This is a genomic window from Sphingobium cyanobacteriorum, assembly GCF_030580935.1.
Lineage (GTDB): Bacteria > Pseudomonadota > Alphaproteobacteria > Sphingomonadales > Sphingomonadaceae > Sphingobium > Sphingobium cyanobacteriorum.
This window is the reverse complement of sequence record NZ_JAUQOM010000006.1, coordinates 132562-151650: the sequence shown is the minus strand read 5'-3', so window position 1 is coordinate 151650 and position 19089 is coordinate 132562. Positions and strand designations below refer to the sequence as shown.

Annotated in this window: 20 protein-coding genes; 10 read left to right on the top strand and 10 right to left on the bottom strand. The window is 67.3% G+C overall.

The genetic code is table 11. The annotated features are described in order from the left end of the window. Window positions 1–79 precede the first annotated feature (79 nt). The 5 genes from aroQ (at window position 80) to Q4610_RS13205 (ending at window position 3648) form a co-directional block, all read left to right on the top strand. Window positions 80–520 (top strand): type II 3-dehydroquinate dehydratase, encoded by a 441-nt coding sequence (gene aroQ / locus Q4610_RS13225; protein WP_304536426.1) that lies wholly within the window; start codon window positions 80–82, stop codon window positions 518–520. Window positions 521–614: 94 nt separating this feature from the next. Continuing rightward, complete coding sequence (gene accB, locus Q4610_RS13220) at window positions 615–1094, top strand: acetyl-CoA carboxylase biotin carboxyl carrier protein (protein ID WP_304536425.1); 480 nt, start codon at window positions 615–617, stop codon at window positions 1092–1094. Between the two features lie 14 nt (window positions 1095–1108). Continuing rightward, window positions 1109–2461: an acetyl-CoA carboxylase biotin carboxylase subunit gene (accC, locus tag Q4610_RS13215; protein WP_304536424.1), complete on the top strand. Its 1353-nt coding sequence runs from the start codon at window positions 1109–1111 to the stop codon at window positions 2459–2461. Continuing rightward, window positions 2458–2802, top strand: coding sequence for an arsenate reductase (glutaredoxin) (gene arsC, locus Q4610_RS13210; protein WP_304536423.1), 345 nt, complete (start codon window positions 2458–2460; stop codon window positions 2800–2802). The genes accC and arsC overlap by 4 nt, the downstream gene beginning before the upstream one ends. A 96-nt stretch (window positions 2803–2898) precedes the next feature. Beyond that, entirely contained in the window at window positions 2899–3648 is a 750-nt protein-coding gene (locus tag Q4610_RS13205; protein WP_304536422.1) for a ParA family protein, read from the top strand. A 6-nt stretch (window positions 3649–3654) separates the two neighbouring features. On the opposite strand, the gene Q4610_RS13200 is transcribed toward Q4610_RS13205, so the two are convergent. Next, on the bottom strand, window positions 3655–5952 hold the full coding sequence (locus tag Q4610_RS13200; RefSeq protein ID WP_425262566.1) for a putative bifunctional diguanylate cyclase/phosphodiesterase: 2298 nt from the start codon (window positions 5950–5952) through the stop codon (window positions 3655–3657). Between the two features lie 118 nt (window positions 5953–6070). Beyond that, the gene (locus Q4610_RS13195) at window positions 6071–7807 is read right to left on the bottom strand and encodes a fatty acyl-AMP ligase (protein ID WP_304536514.1); all 1737 of its coding nucleotides are present in this window, start codon (window positions 7805–7807) and stop codon (window positions 6071–6073) included. Window positions 7808–7993: 186 nt separating this feature from the next. Between Q4610_RS13195 and Q4610_RS13190 the strand changes: the two genes are divergently transcribed. Beyond that, the gene (locus Q4610_RS13190) at window positions 7994–8521 is read left to right on the top strand and encodes a regulatory protein RecX (RefSeq protein ID WP_304536420.1); all 528 of its coding nucleotides are present in this window, start codon (window positions 7994–7996) and stop codon (window positions 8519–8521) included. 171 nt (window positions 8522–8692) lie between these two features. On the opposite strand, the gene fixJ is transcribed toward Q4610_RS13190, so the two are convergent. The 3 genes from fixJ to Q4610_RS13175 are packed head-to-tail and all read right to left on the bottom strand — an operon-like array spanning window position 8693 to window position 11297. Then, a complete protein-coding gene (gene fixJ / locus Q4610_RS13185; protein ID WP_304536419.1) occupies window positions 8693–9313 on the bottom strand; it encodes a response regulator FixJ in 621 nt (206 codons plus the stop codon). Continuing rightward, complete coding sequence (locus Q4610_RS13180) at window positions 9310–10461, bottom strand: sensor histidine kinase (RefSeq protein WP_304536418.1); 1152 nt, start codon at window positions 10459–10461, stop codon at window positions 9310–9312. The genes fixJ and Q4610_RS13180 overlap by 4 nt, the downstream gene beginning before the upstream one ends. A 20-nt stretch (window positions 10462–10481) precedes the next feature. Then, window positions 10482–11297 carry a universal stress protein gene (locus tag Q4610_RS13175; protein ID WP_304536417.1) on the bottom strand — a complete coding sequence of 272 codons (816 nt, stop codon included), beginning with the start codon at window positions 11295–11297 and terminating at the stop codon, window positions 10482–10484. 117 nt (window positions 11298–11414) lie between these two features. Here Q4610_RS13175 and Q4610_RS13170 point away from each other — a divergent pair, with 117 nt between their 5' ends. After that, window positions 11415–11753 carry a hypothetical protein gene (locus Q4610_RS13170; RefSeq protein WP_304536416.1) on the top strand — a complete coding sequence of 113 codons (339 nt, stop codon included), beginning with the start codon at window positions 11415–11417 and terminating at the stop codon, window positions 11751–11753. A 27-nt stretch (window positions 11754–11780) separates the two neighbouring features. Here the strand turns inward: Q4610_RS13170 and Q4610_RS13165 are convergent, their stop codons facing one another. Next, a complete protein-coding gene (locus tag Q4610_RS13165) occupies window positions 11781–12443 on the bottom strand; it encodes an OmpW/AlkL family protein (RefSeq protein WP_304536415.1) in 663 nt (220 codons plus the stop codon). Window positions 12444–12574: 131 nt separating this feature from the next. On the opposite strand from Q4610_RS13165, the gene hemN reads away from it, so the two are divergent. From hemN to Q4610_RS13150, 3 genes are all read left to right on the top strand, one after another. Further along, window positions 12575–13879 (top strand): oxygen-independent coproporphyrinogen III oxidase, encoded by a 1305-nt coding sequence (gene hemN / locus Q4610_RS13160; RefSeq protein ID WP_304536513.1) that lies wholly within the window; start codon window positions 12575–12577, stop codon window positions 13877–13879. Beyond that, complete coding sequence (locus Q4610_RS13155; protein WP_304536414.1) at window positions 13869–14111, top strand: hypothetical protein; 243 nt, start codon at window positions 13869–13871, stop codon at window positions 14109–14111. The genes hemN and Q4610_RS13155 overlap by 11 nt, the downstream gene beginning before the upstream one ends. A 131-nt stretch (window positions 14112–14242) precedes the next feature. Continuing rightward, complete coding sequence (locus Q4610_RS13150; RefSeq protein ID WP_304536413.1) at window positions 14243–14935, top strand: HAD family hydrolase; 693 nt, start codon at window positions 14243–14245, stop codon at window positions 14933–14935. A gap of 42 nt (window positions 14936–14977) precedes the next feature. Here Q4610_RS13150 and Q4610_RS13145 read toward each other — a convergent pair whose 3' ends face one another. Genes Q4610_RS13145 through Q4610_RS13130 form a run of 4 tightly spaced genes read right to left on the bottom strand, consistent with a single transcriptional unit; the run spans window position 14978 to window position 19025 of the window. Beyond that, window positions 14978–16099, bottom strand: coding sequence for a glycosyltransferase (locus tag Q4610_RS13145; protein ID WP_304536412.1), 1122 nt, complete (start codon window positions 16097–16099; stop codon window positions 14978–14980). Continuing rightward, window positions 16096–17172 carry a sugar-transfer associated ATP-grasp domain-containing protein gene (locus tag Q4610_RS13140; RefSeq protein ID WP_304536512.1) on the bottom strand — a complete coding sequence of 359 codons (1077 nt, stop codon included), beginning with the start codon at window positions 17170–17172 and terminating at the stop codon, window positions 16096–16098. Before Q4610_RS13140 ends, Q4610_RS13145 begins: the two co-directional genes overlap by 4 nt. Before the next feature lie 12 nt (window positions 17173–17184). After that, window positions 17185–17994 carry an NTP transferase domain-containing protein gene (locus Q4610_RS13135; protein WP_304536411.1) on the bottom strand — a complete coding sequence of 270 codons (810 nt, stop codon included), beginning with the start codon at window positions 17992–17994 and terminating at the stop codon, window positions 17185–17187. Then, complete coding sequence (locus tag Q4610_RS13130; protein WP_304536410.1) at window positions 17994–19025, bottom strand: D-alanine--D-alanine ligase family protein; 1032 nt, start codon at window positions 19023–19025, stop codon at window positions 17994–17996. Before Q4610_RS13130 ends, Q4610_RS13135 begins: the two co-directional genes overlap by 1 nt. Window positions 19026–19089: the final 64 nt, after the last annotated feature.

Sequence of the window (19089 nt, the reverse complement as noted above, 5' to 3'; positions counted from 1 at the left end):
GCGCGACACGAAGGGCTAAGGATTGTGCCGCATATAGGGGCGGCCGCGCCCCTGCCGCAACACTCAAAGGGGGATCGCCGTGGCGGATACGCGCAAAATCTATGTGCTGAACGGGCCAAATCTCAACATGCTGGGCACGCGCGAGCCGGAAATCTATGGTTTCGACACGCTGGACGATATTGCCGATCGCATGGAGGATGTCGCGACGCGCGCCCATGTGGAACTGGATTTCCGCCAGTCCAACCATGAAGGCCATCTGATCGACTGGGTGCAGGACGCGCATCGGGAGGGCGCCCATGCCATCCTGATCAATCCGGGCGGCCTGACCCACACGTCGATCGCGCTGCACGACGCGATCAAGAGCGTTACGGTGCCGGTCATCGAAATCCATCTGTCCAACCCGCACAAGCGCGAGGAATTTCGCCACAAAAGCTATGTCGGCATGGCGGCGAAGGGCACGATCGCCGGCTTTGGCCCGATGTCCTACATGCTGGCGCTGGAAGCCGCGCTGGAATTATAGGGCCGCCCCGCCCGCCGCACAAAAGTTGCGCTCTGGCGTAAATACGCATAGGCGCGGGCACCAGAAACGACATTTCATCGTCCGGGAAGATCACATGAACGACAAGCAGGAAAAGGGCGCAATGCAGGTGGACGTACAGTTGGTGCGCGATCTCGCCGCACTGCTCGACGACACCAACCTCACCGAAATCGAAGTGGAGGATGGCGACCGCAAGATCCGCGTCGCGCGCAAGGCCGGGGCCGCCGCGCCCGTCTATGCCGCCGCGCCCGCTCCGGCAGCCGTCGCCGCCGCGCCCGCCGTTGCAGCGCCCGCTACCACCGTCGAAAACGCCCTGCCCGCCGGCACGCTGGTCCGCTCGCCGATCGTGGGCACCGCCTATCTGTCGGCGGAACCGGGCGCCGCGCCCTTTGCGCGCGTTGGTGCGCAGGTCGGTGCCGGCGAAACCATCCTGATCGTCGAAGCCATGAAGGTCATGAACGCGATTGCCGCGCCTGTCGCCGGCACGGTCAAGGCGGTGCTGGTCGATAACGGCCAGCCGGTCGAATATGACCAGCCGCTGATCGTCATCGAATAAGGCCGCTGACACCCATGGCCATTGAAAAACTGCTGATCGCCAATCGCGGCGAGATCGCGCTCCGCATCCACCGCGCCTGCCATGAAATGGGCATCAGGACGGTGGCGGTCCATTCCACCGCCGACGCCGACGCCATGCATGTGCGCCTGGCCGACGAAGCGATCTGCATCGGGCCGCCCGCCGCCAGGGACAGCTATCTCAACATCGCCGCGATCATTTCCGCGGCGGAGATCAGCGGCGCGGACGCGATCCATCCGGGCTATGGCTTCCTGTCGGAAAACGCCAAGTTCGCCGAAATCGTGGAGGCCCATGGCATCGCCTTCGTCGGCCCCAAGCCCGAACATATCCGCACCATGGGCGACAAGATCGAGGCCAAGCGCACCGCCGGCGCGCTCGGCCTGCCGCTCGTCCCCGGTTCCGACGGCGCGATCAGCGACCTGGCCGAAGCCAAGGCGATCGCCGAAAAGGCCGGTTATCCGGTCATCATCAAGGCGGCATCGGGTGGCGGCGGTCGCGGCATGAAGGTCTGCACCTCGCCCGACGATCTGGAAACGCTGATGCAGCAGGCCGGGTCGGAAGCGAAGGCGGCCTTCGGCGACGCCACCGTCTATCTGGAAAAATATCTCGGCAATCCCCGCCATATCGAAATCCAGGTGTTCGGCGATGGCCAGGGCAACGCCATCCATCTGGGCGAACGCGACTGCTCGCTCCAGCGCCGGCACCAGAAGGTGCTGGAGGAAGCCCCCTCCCCCGTGCTCAGCCATGCCGAGCGCGAACGGATCGGCGGCGTCTGCGCCAGGGCGATGGCCGACATGGGCTATCGCGGCGCCGGCACGATCGAATTTCTGTGGGAAAATGGCGAATTCTACTTCATCGAAATGAACACCCGGCTTCAGGTGGAACATCCCGTGACGGAGATGATCACCGGCGTCGACCTGGTGCGCGAACAGATCCGCGTGGCCGAAGGCAGGCCGCTGTCGGTGACGCAGGACGAACTGGTCTTTTCCGGCCATGCGATCGAATGCCGCATCAACGCCGAGGATCCCAAGACCTTTGCGCCCTCGCCGGGCACCGTCACCCGCTATCATGTGCCGGGCGGGATGCATGTCCGCGTCGATAGCGGCCTGTATCAGGGCTATAGGGTGCCGCCCTATTACGACTCCATGATCGGCAAGCTGATCGTCTATGGCCGCACCCGCGAAGGCGCGATCATGCGGCTGAAACGCGCGCTGGACGAATATGTGATCGAAGGGATGAAAACCACGATTCCCTTGCACCAGGCGCTGCTGAACGATCCCGAATTCCTGAACGGCGACTATACGATCAAGTGGCTGGAGGAATGGTTGGCGCGTGAGGGGCAGGCATGAACGCCACTATCTGGCATAATCCGCGCTGTTCCAAGTCGCGGCAGGCGCTGGCGATCCTCCAGGAAACGCCGGGCGTCGCGGTGACGGTGTTCGACTATCTCAAGACCCCGCCCGCCCGCGCGGAGATCGCGGCGGTGCTGGCCAGGGCCGGCGTCCGCCCGTCGCAGGCGGTGCGCACGGGCGAGGGCGTCGTGAAGGACATCGGCCTCGACACCGGCAATGACGACGCCGTTCTGGACGCGATGGCGGCGCATCCGATCCTGATCGAACGGCCCATCGTCATCACCGACAAGGGCGCCGTCATCGCCCGCCCGCCGGAAAAGGCGCGCGACCTGCTCTGATGCCGGACGCCCCTGTTTCGCGCCCTGTCACGGTCACGTAACAAAGCCGTGATTGAGCACTTGCTTTGATGGCGGGAAGCCCTAGCCTCTCGCTTCATGGCAAAGGAACCGGCATTGGCGACCATCGCCGTTTACAGCCTCAAGGGCGGGGTGGGTAAAACCACCTTCGCGATCAATCTGGCCTGGGCATCGGCCACCATCTCCCGGCGGCGCACCCTGCTGTGGGATCTGGACCCGCAGGCAGCGTCAAGCTGGCTGCTCTCCACCGACACGGAAAGCCGCGACGCGGCGCAGGCGATCTTCAGCAAGGATGTCGATGTCCGCAAACTGATCCAGCCGTCGACCGTGCCGGGGCTGGACCTGATCGCCGCCGACACCTCGCTGCGCGGCCTCGACCATCTGTTCCGCGAAATGGACAAGAAGAAACGGCTGGCCCGGCTGATCGACAGCCTGGGCAAGGATTATGACCGCATCATCCTCGACTGCCCGCCGGGCCTCACCGAAACCAGCGAGCAGGTGCTGCGCGCCGCCGACCTGATCGTCATCCCGGTCATCCCCTCGCCCCTGTCGCAACGCGCCATGGGGGAAGTCGCCCGCTATCTGGTCCAGCGTGGTGGCAGCCATGCGCCGATCCTGCCGGTCTATTCGATGGTCGACCGCCGCCGCAGCCTGCATCGCGCCGCGCTGGAAACGCAGTCGGGCTGGCCCGCCATCCCGATGGCCAGCGCGATCGAGCAGATGACGGTGCGGCGCAAGCCGCTGGGCGCCTTCGCCCCGGCATCCCCCCCCGCGCAGGCTTTCGCCGCGCTCTGGACCATGGTGGAACGCCAGCTTCAGGCGCAATAGGCCCGTTCAGCCCGTGGCCCGTTGCAAGGGTGGCGGAAAGAGGCGCACCGCATCCTGCGGCAACATCGGCCGACCGAAATAATAGCCCTGCACCTTCTTGCAGCCCAGCCGCCGCACCATGTCCAGTTCCGCCTGCGTTTCCACGCCCTCGGCCGTGGTCGCCATCCCCAGGCTTTCGGCCAGCGTCACCACCGCGCGGATGATCGCCAGGCTTTCGGCCGTCCCCTTCGACGCGCCGACCACGAAACTGCGATCGATCTTGATCGTGTTGAACCGCGTCCGGCTGAGATAGCCGAGCGAGGAATAGCCGGTGCCGAAATCGTCCAGCGACAGGTGGATGCCCAGCGCCAGCAACTGGTCCAGCACCTTGAGCGCACCGGCGTCGTCATTCATGAACACGCTTTCGGTGACTTCCAGCTCCAGTCGTCCTGCCTCCAGCCCACTCTGCGCTAGGGCGGACACGACCGCGGTGACGAAGCTGGGATGCCCCAGTTGCTCGGCCGATACGTTGACGGCGATGCGGACATGACCGGGCCAGTTGGCCGCTTCCATGCATGCGGTACGCAGCACCCATTCGCCGATCGGTGCGATCAGCCGCGCCTCTTCGGCCACCAGCACGAATTTGGCCGGGGAAATCGGCCCCATTTCAGGATGCGTCCAGCGCACCAGCGCCTCGAACCCGACGACCGCGCCCTGATCGGCATCGACCACCGGCTGGTAGAGGACATGCAACTGGTTCTTTTCCAATGCTTCGCGCAACGCCAGTTCGATCTGCCGCCGTTCCTCCGCCACCGCATGAAGCTGCGGTTCATAGGCACAATGCAGCCCGCCGCCATCGCCCTTGGCCCGATACAGGGCCAGGTCGGCGCTGCGCGTCAACAGTTCGGCCTCGCGTCCGTCGCAGGGCGAAAGGGCGGACCCCACCGATGCACCGACATATAACAGATGCTGGTCGACCTGATAGGGTGCGGACAAGGCCGTGATGATCGCCGAGGCCAGCCGCGACACCGCCCCGCTATCGGTGACATGGGGCATCACCACGGCGAATTCGTCGCCGCCGATGCGACCACAAAATGCATCATCCGTGCAGACCTGCACCAGACGCCGCGCCACCTGGCTCAGCAGCTTGTCGCCGGTCTGGTGGCCCAGCGTGTCGTTGATCGCCTTGAACCGATCGAGATCGATCATCAGAAAGGCGCAGCCTGGCGTGCGCCCCTGTGCGCCCGCCAATGCCTTGTCCAGCGCCTCGCCCAGGTGGCTGCGGTTGGGCAGGCCGGTCAACGGGTCGAAACGGGCGAGTTGCACGATCTTGTCAGCCGATTCGCGCTGGGCCGTGACATCCGACCCCACGCCGCGAAAGCCCAGGAACACGCCATTGTCGTCATAGCGCGGCGATGCGGACATTTCCCACCACCGCCATTGCCCCTTCACCTCGACCGGCAGCACCAGATTGCTGAAATTCTCGCGATGCTTGAGATGATCGGCCAGGCTGTGCAATCCGGCGGCGAAACGTCCGCTGTCCCATGCGCTGCCGGCCAGTATCTGCACCAGCGGCGCGCCTTCCAGTTGATGGGGGTCCATGGCCAGCATCTCGGCAAAGCGCGCCGACACCCCGCTGATCCGCCGCATCGCGTCGGTCTGCCACAGCCAGTCCGACCCGCCCACTTCATATTCGCGCAGCAACAGGCTGACGACTTCGCTTTTTTCCTCCAACTGGGTGCTGGTGCGATGCTGCCGCACGAACAGCCGGGCGCAGCAGAAAGCGGCGAACAGCAGGCCAGCCGCATAACCGACCGCCAGCCCCCGCAGCGCCCCTTGTTCGGGACCGGAAAAGAGAATGATGGTGCCCGCGCCAATCGGCGCCAGGAAAGCGAGCGCCGCCAGCGGCGCTGTGCAGAAACTGATCGCGCCACAGATCATGACGCAACTGAGCAGCGTCCAGAAAGCCATGATTTCGCCCGGATGCACGGCATGGGGAAAGATGAAGATGGCCGTCAGCCACAACAGCCCCTGGAACAGCCCGACCCAGCCCAGCCGGCGCATGTCGACCGGCCCGACCATGGCATAATCGCTGCGGCGGCGCCCCGCCGCCAGCCCCATGGCCAGCGCCGCCGCCCCAACCATCGCAACCGACCAGCCGATCAGCCAGGCGGCCGGCCTGTCGTCATCGAACACGCGCCAGATGAAGATCAGGCCCAGCAGGTTGAGGCCCAGCCGCAAGGGCGTGGCCCCGTCGGCGAAGCGCAGTTGCGCGGCCAGCACGCGGCGCACGCCATCGCTCATCTCGCCGCCAAAGCCCAGCATGGCGCGCAGGAGCATGCTGCGTTCCGGGTTCGGCCCTGATGCTGGTTCCTTGTCCTTGCTCACATTGTGAGCGTTAGCAATTATGGGTTAGTTTTCCGTAACCCTGTTTGGAGAGGGTTCAGGCCGCGATATCATAAGGCCGGATTTCGCCGGTCAGATAGAGGTTGCGCGCCTTCGACCGACTCAATTTGCCCGAACTGGTGCGCGGCAGCGTGCGCGGCGGCACCAGTTCCACGACGCAGTTCATGCCGGTGATGGCGCGGACCCGTTCGCGAATCTGGTCGCGCAGGCGCGAACGCTCCTCATTGTCCGACGTGCGGCAATGGACCAGCACGGCGGGCGCTTCCTCCCCGCCCGGCGTGGTGATGGCGAAGGCGGCAATGTCACCCTGCTTGAAACCGGGCAGTTGCTCGACCGCCCATTCGATATCCTGCGGCCAGTGATTCTTGCCGTTGATGATGATCATGTCCTTGGCGCGGCCGACAATGTAGAGATAGCCGTCGCTCAGATAGCCCATGTCGCCGGTGTCGAGCCAGACGCGGCCGGACGCATCGGCGGCCATGCAGGCATCGGTCGCCGCTTGGTCACGGAAATAGCCGACCATCAGGCTGGGTCCGGTGGTCCACACCTTGCCGATCTGGCGCTCGTTCATCAGGCCGCCATCCTCGTCGCGGATTTCCACGACCATGTCCTTGGCCGGCTTGCCGCAATTGACGATCGACCGGAACCGCTGGGGCCGGCCCTCCGGCGCGTCGGCGCCCGACAGGTCGGTTTCCTCGACCAGTTCGACGATGATACCCTCGCCCGGCGGCATGATGGTGACGGCCAGCGTTGCTTCGGCGAGGCCGTAGCTGGGCAGGAACGCCTTGGGCGAAAAGCCCGCATCGGCAAAGGCGTCGACGAAGCTCTGCATCACGTCGGGGCGGATCATGTCCGCGCCATTGCCCGCCAGCCGCCAGCGCGACAGGTCGAAACGGTCCTGCGCCTTCGTCTGGCTCGACATGCGGCGCGCGCAGATATCATAGCCGAAGGTCGGCGAGTAGCTGATCGACGTGCCTTCATTGCGGCTGATGAGGTCGAGCCAGGCGAGCGGGCGCCGCGCGAAATCCTCGGTCTTCATATAGTCGGCCGACACCTGGTTGGCGATCGGCGACAGGAAACAGCCGACCAGCCCCATGTCATGATACCAGGGCAGCCAACTGATGCAGCGATCGCTTTCGACCACTTCCATGCCATGGCTGTGCGCCGACAGGTTGGACAGCAGCGCATGATGCGTCACCGCGACGCCATGGGGGAAGCGGGTCGAACCGCTGCTATATTGCAGATAGGCGATGTCGTGCGGCTGCGCCTGGGGCAGGTCGACGGGCATCGCCGCGCGCGCCAGGAAATCCTCGAACGCGATGCTTTCGACCGCTTTCTGCCGGCCGGATTCGCCCGCCATCTCCTCCAGTTCCTTGGGGAAGAGGAACAGCATCGGGTCGCAACTGGAGAGCTGGACGTTGAGCTGGTCGATATAGCTTTCCTTGCCGCCAAAGCTGGTCGGCAGCGGCAGCGGCACCGGCCAGGCGCCGGCATAGACGATGCCGAAGAACAGCGTCGCGAAGTCCGGCCCGGTTTCGGCGACCAAAGCGACGCGATCCTGCGGCCTGACGCCATGGGCGATCAGGCGATGGGCGCAGGCGATGGCATCGGCGCGCAATTCGCTGAACGGATAGGGGCGCGCCAGATTGCCACGGGCATCGTGGAAATTGAGGCCGCGCCTGCCCTGCGCCGCATAGTCCAGCGCTTCGCCCAGCGTCCCGAAATCGGAAAAGCGGCGCGGCAGGTCATCGGTGGTCGGCGTCGGTGCCATCATCTCTTGCGAACCCGTCATATTGGTTGAACCAATGTCATAAAAATCGTGAAGGCGCGGCCGCTATCATCTTTGACTGCGACATGCACCGGATATTGCATTCCAACATGCACTCATAGCCGACAAGGCGCGGTGAAATTCCGGCCCGACTGTGGCATAAAGATGGCGCATGGCGCATGGTGCATCCTGATGACCGGCAAACGCCTCCCCCCACCGCTCGATGACAGCGCGCTGCGCGACATGGCGCTGCGCCATGTCGCGCGCTTTGCCACCAGCCGGGGCAAGCTGCTCAGCTATCTGAAACGCAAGATCAAGGAACGTGGCTGGGGCGGCGAACAGCCCGCGGACCCCGATGCCCTCGCCGACCGCTTCGTGGACCTGGGCTATATCGACGATGCCGGCTATGCGGTGATGAAGAGCGGGGCGCTGGCCCGGCGCGGCTATGGCGCGCGGCGGATCGACCAGGATCTGCGGGCGGCCGGGATCGCCGAGGAGGACCGGGAACAGGCCGACGCGCAGATCGTGTCCGAAGCCTGGGCGGCGGCGGACCGCTTCGCCCGGCGCAAGCGGGTCGGCCCCTACGCCCCCGCCCCGCTCGACCCCAGGCAGCGGGAGAAAGCGATCGCGGCCTTTCTGCGCGCGGGTCATGACTATGCGGTGGCCCGGCGCTGGGTCGATGCGCCACCGGGGGAAGAGATGACAGCGGAGGAGGATTAGGCCGGGGGCATGGCGCGGCCGGACCCTGTCGCGCCAGCGCCTGCAACCTCAGCGCAGGCCGGGCATCCCGTTCATGCCGGACCAGATAGCTCTACGCCATCTCCCTCAGACACTTGCGAGCGCAGCGCGTCGATCTGGCGCATCGCGCCCTGACCCCGCGCAACGATGGCCCTATCCCGTCGCCCCGTCCCCGGCATGGAAGGCGATTCGCAGCGCTTCGGCCAGGCTTTTCACCTCCAGCTTCTGCATCAGGTTGGCGCGATGGATCTCGACCGTCCGGGGGCTGATGCCCAGATCATAGGCGATGGTCTTGTTGGGCAGCCCCTCGACCAGCCCGTTCAGCACGTCGCGCTCGCGATCGGTCAATATGTTGAGCCGCGCCTGCGCCTCCTGCGCCCGCGCGCTCGCGCCGCGCGCCGCGACCGACTGTTTGCGCGCCGCCTCGATACAGGCGAGCAGCGATTGCTTGTCGAACGGCTTTTCGATGAAGTCGCTCGCCCCCGCCTTCATCGCTGCGACCGCCATGTCCACATCGCCATGGCCGGTCATGATCACCACCGGCAGCAGCACGCCACGCGCCCGCAATGCGCGCTGCACGTCGAGGCCATCCATGTCGGGCATCCGCACGTCCAGCAGCACACAGCCCGGCGCCAGGCCGCCCGCCGCCTTCAGGAAGGGCAGGCCACCCTCGAACAGGTGCACGGCAAAGCCACTGGTCCTGAGCAGGAAGGACAGCGACCGGCGGATCGCCTCGTCATCGTCCACGACATACAGGGGATAGGGATCGGTCATTCTTCGTCCGCGCGGTCGAGGGTGAAGTGAAAGGCCGCGCCCCCCCAGGGGGAGGCCGTCGCCCAGATGCGGCCGCCATGGCCTTCGATGATGGTCTGGCTGATCGACAGGCCCACGCCCATGCCGGTCGCCTTGCTGGTGGTGAAGGGATTGAACAGCGTGCGGGACATGTCGGGGTCCAGGCCGGGGCCGGAATCGGCGACCACCACCTCCACCTTGCCGGCATCGGCGGCGGGCGCGGCGGTCAGGCGCAGGATGCGCACCGGCCGGTCCTGCATCGCCTCCATCGCGTTGCGGACCAGGTTGATCAGCACCTGCTGCAACTGCACCCGGTTGACCAGCACCTTGTCGACCGCGCGATCGACCTGCACGTCCATGTCGATGCCGCGGCTATCGACGCCGATGAAGGCCAGCGCCGCGCCTTCGGCCAGCAGCGCGCGCATCGGTTCGGGCTGGCGGACGGTTTCGCCGCGCCGGATGAATTCGCGCAGCGACCGGATGATCTCCCCCGCGCGCAACGCCTGTGCCGCGCTTTCGGCCATCGCCTCGCCCAGCAGGTCGCGGTCGACATCGCCCGGCATGGCCAGCAGGTCGCGTCCCGCCTCCATATAGTTGGCGATGGCGGTCAGCGGCTGGTTCAGTTCATGCGCCAGCGCCGCCGCCAGCGTCCCCATCGCCGTCACCCGGCTGGCATGGGCCAGTTCGGCTTGCAGATCGGCGACGCGCCGTTCGGCCTGCTGCCGTTCGGTCAGGTCGCGGATGAAGCCGGTGAACAGCCGTTGCCCCTGATCCTGCACCTCCCCCACCGACAATTCGATCGGAAAGGTGGAACCGTCCCGTCGCCGCGCCGCCGTCAGCCGGCCGATGCCGATGATCCGCTTTTCCCCGGTGGACAGATAATGGTCGATATAGCCGTCATGCCGCTCCCGGTCGGGGGATGGCATCAGCATCGATATATTCTCGCCCAGCACGTCGCTTTGCGCATATTGGAACATGCGCTGGGCCGCCGCGCTGAACGATACGATCCGCCCGCGCATGTCGATCACGATCAGCGCGTCGGGCACCGTCGCCAGGATCGATCCCAGCAGAGCCTGTTCCAGGCTATGCGCGTCCAGGCGCGCATCATAGTCGTCGTCCGCTACCGCCATGCCCCTTCCATGACGCCCTTTCAGTGCGCCAGCAAGAGCGGGACCGGCGCGGTGCGCAGCAGGGACCGGGTGACGCCGCCAAAGATCAGCTCGCGCCAGCGGCTATGGCCGAACGCGCCCATGACGACCCAGTCGGCGCGCAGCGCGGTGATCATGTCCCGCAACGCGGCCTCGACCGTGCGATCGCCGTGCGGCCGGACATGCAGTTGCGCCTTGATCCCGTGCCGGGCCAGATAGGCGGGCGCATCGGTGGCGGGAAAGGTGGTGGCGCCGTCTGCCCCGATCGTCACGATCTCCACCGCTTCGGCCAGCCTGAGCAGGGGCACGGCGGCGCGCAGCGCGGCGGCGGCGGCGGGCGACCCGTCCCACGCGACCAGCGCCCGGCCCGTCACCGCCCATCCCTCCGCCGCCAGCGGCACCGCCAGCACCGGCGTCCGCCCGCCCAGCGCCAGGTCGGCGGCGATCGGCAACGGATCGCCGCCGCCGCCTTGCCCCATGGCGGGCAGGCTGGCGACGATGACATCCGCCAGCTTCGCCGCCGCCAGCAGGTTGGGCAGGCTGTCGCCTTCCATCTGGCGCCAGTCCCAGGCGACATCCTCCTGCGCGAACCGGGCCTCGATCCGGGTGCGGAATGTCTCGTCGATCGCATGCAGTTCGGCGGCGATCGCCGGGGCATAGCCCAGCCCGTCCCCCGCCCCGGCGGCGATCGTCTCCAGCATCGGCGTCACCTGGACGCACTGGATATGGGCACTGGCGGCGCGGGCCAGGTCGCAGGCCGCCTGCAACCGGCTTTCCATGCCCAGGTCATCATGGATATGCAGCAGGATCGTTGTCATGGCCGTCTCCATCCGTTCCTGACTGGACTAGGCTTCTCCCCGCACAGCCACCATCCGGGATAGTCCTTATAGCATTTCCAGCCTTGAATCGGGATTCAAACCGGCATGACATGGACCATGATACGCCTGGAGCTGGCGCGCACAGCCGCTTTTCCCAACGGGTCGGCGGCGCGCAGCTATGTGATGCGGCTGCCGCTGGGCGCGGACGGGCGCATCGACGAGCAGGAATATCGCCACCATCCCGAATATGCGACGGTGCGCCGCTTCTGGCCCAACGAGCCGGACCGCCACGGCCATCTGCTGCGCATGGGGGATGGCTGGGCGCTGTCCCATGCGGCCGGGGGCGCATCCTTCCGGCTGGAGGCGCAGGCCATCCGGTCGGGCAGTTACCTGACCCTGACCGAACCCGACGGCGCGCGCCTGCCGTTCGAGGTGAAGGCGCTGGCATCGGTATGAAGGGGGGCGTGTCGCCCCCCTCCCGCGTCACAGCTTGAAGCCGACACCCACGCCGAACACGAACGGGTCGAGATGGACCCGCACCTTCTGCACCCCCGCCGCCGTGGTGGAGAGGCGCGCGGTCGTGTCGATATCGATATATTTGATGTCCAGGTTCAGGAACATCCGATCGTTGAGCTGGATGTCGACACCCGCCTGCCCGGCCCAGCCGAAGCTGTCGGACATATGCACTTTGGTCTTGCCGACCGCGCCTTCCAGCACATTGGACGCCTTCTCATTATAGAAGAGCGTATAATTGACCCCCGCGCCGACATAGGGCCGGACCTTCGCGCCGGGCGCGAAATGATATTGCGCCGTCAGCGTCGGCGGCAGCACCCAGGTCGACGCCAGCCGGCCCAGCGATCCGGTGGTGCCGGTGCGACCGCTGGCGGAATGTTTGGTGGTGGCGGCGATCAGTTCGAAACCGACATGGTCGCTGGCCATGTAGGTGACATCGACTTCCGGCGCCACCGCATTGTCGACGCTCACCCTCTCGCCCGGAAAGGCGGGCAGCACGCTGCCGCTCTTTTCATTGGGCGCGACCATGATGCCGCGCGCGCGGATCAGTATGTCGCCCTGCGCCGCCAGCGCCGGGCTTGTCAGCGCGCCCGTCACGGCAGCGACGCCCAGCAGGATGCCCTTGATCTGCATATTATGTCTCCGTCCCTATGGTTGGTGACAGCGCTTTGCGCCCCTTGCCGCGCCGGGGCATTGATCGAACGCAAGCCGATATTTGACCTAGCGCAATGCAGCCGCGCCGCGCCCGTGCGACCCCGCCATGCATGTGGACCTATCATCCCGATCTGCTCGCCCGGCCGGTGCCGCGCTACACCAGCTATCCCACCGCCGCGCAGTTCGGCGACGCGGTCGGCGCGCCCGCCATGGCGGACCGGCTGGACCGGGTGGCGGCGGACGCCCCGCTCTCCCTCTATCTCCACATTCCCTATTGCCACGACATATGCTGGTATTGCGGCTGCAACACCGGCGCGGCCAACAAGGCGCACCGCCTGTCCGCCTATGTCGAGGCGCTGGAGCGCGAGATCGCACTGGTCGCCGCGCGGCTGAACGGGCGCGGGCGGGTGACGCGGATCGCCTTTGGCGGGGGCAGCCCCAATGCCCTGCCACTGGTCGATTTCATCCGCCTGTTCCACCATCTCACGCTCTGCTTCGACGTGCGGGACGCGCAGGTGTCGGTGGAACTCGACCCCCGCCGGCTGGACGGCTCCTGGATCGCGGCGATGGCGGCAGCGGGCGTGGATCGCGTCAATCTGGGGGTGCAGACCTTCACCCCGGCGGTGCAGGCAAAGATCGGCCGCATCCAGCCGCTGGAAATGGTCGAACGCGCGGTCGAAGGCTTCGCCCGCGCCGGCATCGCGACCGGGTTCGACCTGATGTATGGGCTGCCCGGCCAGACGATGGACGATCTGGCCGCCACGCTGGCGGCCAGCATCGCTCTCGCCCCGGCGCGGATCGCGCTGTTCGGCTATGCCCATATGCCGCGCCTGCTGCCACGGCAGGCGCGGATTGCCGACGCGGACCTGCCCGACCTCGCCACCCGGTTCGCCATGGCGGCGCAGGGGCATGACCAGCTTGTCGCGGCGGGCTATCAGCCGATCGGCTTCGATCATTTCGCCCTGCCCGGCGACAGCATGGCGGTCGCCGCGCGGGAAGGCCGGCTGCGCCGCAATTTCCAGGGCTTTACCGACGATGACGCCGACATAGTGATCGGCCTGGGCGCCAGCGCGATCAGCGCCTTCCCCGACCTGCTGGTGCAGAATGAAAAGCGCGCCGGCGTCTATCGCGACCAGATGGCGGCGGGCGTGCTGCCGGCCGTGCGCGGCGTGGCGCGAACCGGCGACGACCGCCGCCGGGGCCGCATCATCGAAGCCCTGCTGTGCCGGGGGGAAGCGCATGTCGGCGCGGTGCCGATGCCCGACCTGTCGCGGTTCGTGGCGCTGGGGCTGGTCCGCTGCACCGGCGATCATGTCCGCCTGACCCCCGCCGCGCGGCCCTATGCCCGGTCGGTCGCCGCCTGTTTCGACCCCTATCTGCAACCGGCGGAACACCGGTTCAGCCATGCGATCTAGCGCGGCGCTGCTGGCCGGGCTGGCCTGTTTCAACCTGGCCATCGCCGCAACGCCGGTCGCAGCAGCGGACGGAGGGGCGGGCGCTGCTGCGGGCAGGCCGATCGCCTTTTGCGGCACGCCACCACCCGGCTGGGTGCCGCCGGGCCGGAAACGGCCGGCGCCGCAGATGCCGGGCGGCCTCTGCCATGTCATGCTGTGCGGGACGGAAAAGTCGCGGGGCCGATCGCGCTGACGCCTGCATGGCCACGCCGATCCGGCCCAATGGCGCTTTGCATTGCAGATGACGGATGATCATGCCATGGGGCCGCGCACTTGCCGGATATGATGGGCCGGATATGATGGACCGGGCATGATGGAAAAACCGTGACGATCAAGCTGATCTGCCTGGATGCCGACGACACGCTCTGGCACAATATGCGCCATTTCAACGCCACCGAAGAAGCGCTGGTGGCGATGCTGAAACCCTTCGCCGACGATTCCGTCACGCGCGACCGCCTGATCGCGTGTGAAACGCGCAACCTCAAACTTTATGGCTATGGTGCCAAGGGGTTCACCCTGTCGATGATCGAGACGGCGGTGGAACTGGCGGGCGATCATCTGTCCAAATCGCTGGTCGCCGACATTCTCGCCGCCGGGCGCACCCTGCTCGCCCATCCGGTCGAACTGTTCGACGATGTGCTCGAAACGCTGGAGGCGCTGTCGCATCTGGGCCGGGTCGTGCTGGTGACGAAGGGCGACCTGCTGCATCAGGAAAGCAAGCTGGCCGCATCGGGCCTGGGCGACCTGTTCAGCGGCATAGAGATTGTCAGCGACAAGCGGCCGGATATCTTCACCCGCATCTTCGCCCAATATGGCGTCGCCGCGTCCGAAGCGGTGATGGCGGGCGATTCGCTGCGGTCGGACATCAATCCCGCGCTGGAGGCCGGTGCCTGGGCCGCCTATATCCCGCAGGACGGCGCATGGGCGCATGAAATGGCCCATGTCCCGGACGATCATCCGCGCTTCCGCCGGCTCGACCGGCTGGGCGATCTGCCCGGCTGGGTGCGGACGATCTGAAACGCTGGCCTGTCGCGCTGCGATGACCGGCCACCGCGCGGATCAGGGCACGGCCACGCGATCGAACCGGGCAATCCGCTCGGCCCAGGCATCGACCACCCGCTCCAGCCGATAGGCGTCGATCCGCGCGCCGGGGCGCAGCGCCATGGCGGGATCGATCTGGCGGCGCAGCGCGGTGGCCATCGCTTCAGGGTCGGCGGGGTCGACCAGCAGGCCATAGGCCCCATCCCCCAATAGCCCCGCCGCATTGCCGGCGCTGCGCGACGCGACCACCGGCCGGTCGATGGCCATCGCCTCCAGCAGCACATTGGGCGATCCTTCCCACCAGGACGGCAGGGCAAAGGCGCTGGCATGGGCCAGCCAGGGAAAGACGTTGGCGACCGCGCCGGGCAGCAACAGCGTGTCGGCGATCCCCAGCGCCCTCGCCGCCTCCAGCAGCCGGGCGCGCGCGTCGTCCCGGCTTTCGCCCAGGATGATGAGCCGCGCGGCTGTATCGCGGCGGAGCAGGGCGAAGGCGGCCAGCAGCGTCCCGAAATTCTTCTGCGGCGCGAGCCGCCCGATCGCCAGGATGACCGGGATCGTGTCGCTCAGCCAGGGGTGCGGGGCCGGGCCGGCGGCGCTGGCCCGCGCCCTGGCGACATCGATGCCATTTTCGATCACGCTGGCCCGCCCCTGCGCCAGGGCACGGGCAAAGCCGGGCGTGTCGGCCAGCGTCGGCGACACCAGGACCAGATGATCGGCGTCCGCGACCAGCAACCGCTGCATCAGCGCGCGGCCCGGCCGCCCGCGCGCGCCCACGTCCCCCGCCGCGCTGCGCCGCACGTCATTGCTGATGCGGTAGAGCCGCCGCAACCCGCTTATCCCCCGGCTGCCGAGCAAGGCGGTCAGATGGCCATGATTGCCGGCGGAGATCAGAATATCCGGCCGGGCCGTGCGCAACCAGGCATTGAGGCGCGGCATCGCCCGCCATTTCTGGAGCGCGCGCGATCCGTCGCCCCGCGCCAGCAGCGCATGGTGCGGTACGCCCGCCACTCCCTCCCCGCCCGGCAGCGCGGTCAGCAGCGTCACATCATGGCCGCGCCGGTGGAAATCGGCGGCGAGCAGGCGGGCATTGCGCACCACCCCGGTCGCTGCCAGCGCATGGACGTACAGGGCAATCTTCACCGCATGTCCCGTTGCACCGGCGCAGCCGCGCGCCATTGCTCTACCGACAGGCGCGCCAGCGCGTGGCGGTAGAGCGTGCCCAGACGGCTTTGCGCCAGCCCGCGCCCCTCCACCAACTGGAGGATATCGGTGCCGGGGTTCCAGTTCCCCTCGACCAGCACCGGCCCCCGCGCGGTCAGGCCGATGTCCCAGCCGATGACGGTAAAGCCGGCACGGAACCGCTCATGCGCCCGCAGCGCCAGCGCCAGCGCGGCGTCATGGTCCGGCAGGGTCGCGCCCGCGATCGGCGCGCCGGTGGCGGGGTGGCGGCTGTGGCGCGTCGGCGGTCGCTTGCCGCCACTGCGCCAGGCCGCGCCGCAGCGCCCCTGACCGTCCACCGCCAGCACCAGATTGCCCGCGTTGAAATTGTCGACCGGGCGCGGCCCGCCGGCCGACAGGCGCAGCGCGGTGGCGCAGGCTTCGGGCGCGCCATCCTCGTTCAGGCAGGTCACGACGCGCAGGGTCGGCAGCGCGCCGGGCGACAGGTCGGCCAGCGCGTCATGGGTCGGCAGGCGCTGCTGGATGACCCCGCCCTGCCGCCAGAGCGCGCGCAGCGACAGGGCGATGCGGGCAGATGAAGCGACATGCCCATTGTTGCGCCAGCCATCGCCTTCGCGCACGAACCGCTCGACGCCCTGCCCCTTGGATCGGTAGCTGGGCTTGGCGATGATATCCGTCTGTCCCGCCAGCCAGCGGTCGATATCCATGACATCGGGGTCGCAGGCGTCCGGCAGTGGCAGTCCAGCCGCCATTTTCGCAAATAATTGCTTGTTTTTCAATATGTTGACCGATAACGGAAAGGCGCCGGGATTGATCAGCCGGTGCATCCCCTTGCGGTCCTTCATGCTCAGCCCCTGCGCGCGCACGGCCTCGCCCAGATAGAGGCGCTCGCCTGCCGACCAGCCGCCCTGGCCGATCGCGGCCAGAACATGCCCCGCCAGCCGCCAGGCAGGCGGCCAGTGGCGCGCCAGCCCGTCATGATAGGCCGCGATCAGGCTGTTGCCGCCGTCCCGCCGGACCGACAGCGCGCGCATGGTGAGCAAGCGCTACTCCGCCGCCACGGCCAGCGCCGACCGGCCGGCCAGCACCTGCTCCGCCACGCCATGCGAACGCGCATTGTCCACGTCGATCGCGACCGCGCCATCGCTCAGGATCACCGGGCTGATGCGCAGGCGGAACCGGCGCGAAAAGCGGGCGAAGGCCTGGTCCAGCGTGCCGATGCCGAAACGGAAGCGGAGGAGGTTGAGGAGGCCGAACGCGCCGACGATGCGCAGCGGATGCTTCACGAACTGCCCGCCCGACCGGAAGCTGTCCGCCGCCTTGAGCGCGGCGCGATCACGCAGCCAATAGGTGTTGCAGTTGGAATAGGCGTCATCGGCGAAGCGGTAGAATTTGCGCTGTCCTGCGGGATGGGCCGCCAGCACCGCCGCGCGGCGGGTGAAGGCGACCGCCGCGTCCGCCTGCGCCAGCACGCAGCCATCGATCATCTCGTCCACCGCGCCGGGCGTCAGCAGCACATTGTCGGCGGTGGTGATGAGCAGCGGGAAGGCCGCGCCCTCCGCGCTCGTCAGCACGCTGTCGACCAGGTTGGGCCGCGCGCCAATCCCCTTCAGCCGTCCGCTGCCGATCAGGCCGCGCAGCGGCGCAAGGTCGCGCAGCAATGCGGGCTGTTCGATCACCACGCGAATCTCGCCGATCCGGGGATTGGCGGCGAGCGCGTCGATGACATGGAGCAGCATCGGCTGGCCCGCCACCGGGACCAGGCATTTATGGGTGACGCCCGCCGCCAGCGCCAGCGGGTCGGTCGCGCCATCGCGCCGCCCGGCCAGGACGACGGCGGTGGTCCGGCCCGCCATCACGCCGCCACCCGCACGATGGCGTCGCGCAACAGCCCCTGCCGCGCCAGGCTGTGGCCGATGATGGTTTCCACCAGCGCGCCATGATCGACGCCGATCGAGGCGGCAGAGCGCGAGATCGTCTTTTTCGACCAGAGATTGCAGGACAGATTGACTTCCATGAACAGCGCCTGCCCGCTTGCCGGGTCATAGCGAAATTCGAACCGGCCATAATCGAACGGCCATAATTCGGGCAGCAGCGCCTGGGTCATCGCCTCCAGCCGGTCGCGCAGCTCCGCATCCTCCACCAGGATCAGCGGATCGTCGCCGGCATCGACCAGGCCGCGCTTTTCGGCGTAGCTGCGTTCGCGATGCGGGTCGGCGGGCACATACATCATGGGCGGCAATATCCACGGTCGGCCGCCGCTGCCGCCGATCACCGGGACCGCGACATCCAGCAGCGGCGCCCATTGCTCCACCAGCACGTCATGGCCCAGCGCGAACAGGCTGTCGGCATGGTCCTGTGCCAGCGCCCAGCTGTCGACCGTCTTGACGCCCCAGGAAGCAGAGGACGCATTAGGCTTTACCACCAGTTGTCCGGTCGCAAAGGCGGGCGCTTCAAAAAGGCCGCCACGACGAAATAGCTGGGCGTTCATGGTCGGCACGCCCCGCGCGCGGGCGATCATCTTGCTGAGATATTTGTCGTCGGACAGGCCACGCACGATCGGCGAGGCACCCAGATAGGGCAGGTCATGACGGGCGAGCAGCAAGGGGGCGAGCATTTCGCTATTCTGGAAGCTGCCCCGGTTGAGCAGGGTGACAACGAAGTCGGCATCGGGCCGGTCGAACAGCGCGTCATAGCGGTTGGCGACATCGACATGCAGGCCGATCGCCTCCAGCGTGGTGCGCATTTCATGATGATAGATGGCGTGATTGCCATCCTGCGCATCCGGCCGCCCGTCGGCGCCGGCGTGCTTGGCGAGAAAGAGGATGCGCAGCCGCGCCTTGTCGGCGGCGGGGATGTGGACCTGGCGGGGATGGATCGCTGTCATGGGATCAGCCCTAGCGCGGGTACATGACGCCGCGCTTACGCCAGGGTTGCAGCGCGATAACGGC

What these genes read in the sequence shown, in the direction of transcription:
- Q4610_RS13135 (WP_304536411.1), bottom strand. Translation starts at nt 17,994, where the DNA reads ATGGCGGGCCGGACCACCGCCGTCGTCCTGGCCGGGCGGCGCGATGGC.
- Q4610_RS13130 (WP_304536410.1), bottom strand. Translation starts at nt 19,025, where the DNA reads ATGACAGCGATCCATCCCCGCCAGGTCCACATCCCCGCCGCCGACAAG.
- Q4610_RS13155 (WP_304536414.1), top strand. Translation starts at nt 13,869, where the DNA reads ATGCGATCTAGCGCGGCGCTGCTGGCCGGGCTGGCCTGTTTCAACCTG.
- Q4610_RS13165 (WP_304536415.1), bottom strand. Translation starts at nt 12,443, where the DNA reads ATGCAGATCAAGGGCATCCTGCTGGGCGTCGCTGCCGTGACGGGCGCG.
- arsC (WP_304536423.1), top strand. Translation starts at nt 2,458, where the DNA reads ATGAACGCCACTATCTGGCATAATCCGCGCTGTTCCAAGTCGCGGCAG.
- accB (WP_304536425.1), top strand. Translation starts at nt 615, where the DNA reads ATGAACGACAAGCAGGAAAAGGGCGCAATGCAGGTGGACGTACAGTTG.
- Q4610_RS13175 (WP_304536417.1), bottom strand. Translation starts at nt 11,297, where the DNA reads ATGACAACGATCCTGCTGCATATCCATGATGACCTGGGCATGGAAAGC.
- hemN (WP_304536513.1), top strand. Translation starts at nt 12,575, where the DNA reads ATGTGGACCTATCATCCCGATCTGCTCGCCCGGCCGGTGCCGCGCTAC.
- Q4610_RS13200 (WP_425262566.1), bottom strand. Translation starts at nt 5,952, where the DNA reads ATGCTGGGCTTTGGCGGCGAGATGAGCGATGGCGTGCGCCGCGTGCTG.
- accC (WP_304536424.1), top strand. Translation starts at nt 1,109, where the DNA reads ATGGCCATTGAAAAACTGCTGATCGCCAATCGCGGCGAGATCGCGCTC.
- Q4610_RS13205 (WP_304536422.1), top strand. Translation starts at nt 2,899, where the DNA reads ATGGCAAAGGAACCGGCATTGGCGACCATCGCCGTTTACAGCCTCAAG.
- Q4610_RS13140 (WP_304536512.1), bottom strand. Translation starts at nt 17,172, where the DNA reads ATGCGCGCGCTGTCGGTCCGGCGGGACGGCGGCAACAGCCTGATCGCG.
- Q4610_RS13195 (WP_304536514.1), bottom strand. Translation starts at nt 7,807, where the DNA reads ATGATGGCACCGACGCCGACCACCGATGACCTGCCGCGCCGCTTTTCC.
- Q4610_RS13180 (WP_304536418.1), bottom strand. Translation starts at nt 10,461, where the DNA reads ATGGCGGTAGCGGACGACGACTATGATGCGCGCCTGGACGCGCATAGC.
- Q4610_RS13170 (WP_304536416.1), top strand. Translation starts at nt 11,415, where the DNA reads ATGATACGCCTGGAGCTGGCGCGCACAGCCGCTTTTCCCAACGGGTCG.
- Q4610_RS13190 (WP_304536420.1), top strand. Translation starts at nt 7,994, where the DNA reads ATGACCGGCAAACGCCTCCCCCCACCGCTCGATGACAGCGCGCTGCGC.
- fixJ (WP_304536419.1), bottom strand. Translation starts at nt 9,313, where the DNA reads ATGACCGATCCCTATCCCCTGTATGTCGTGGACGATGACGAGGCGATC.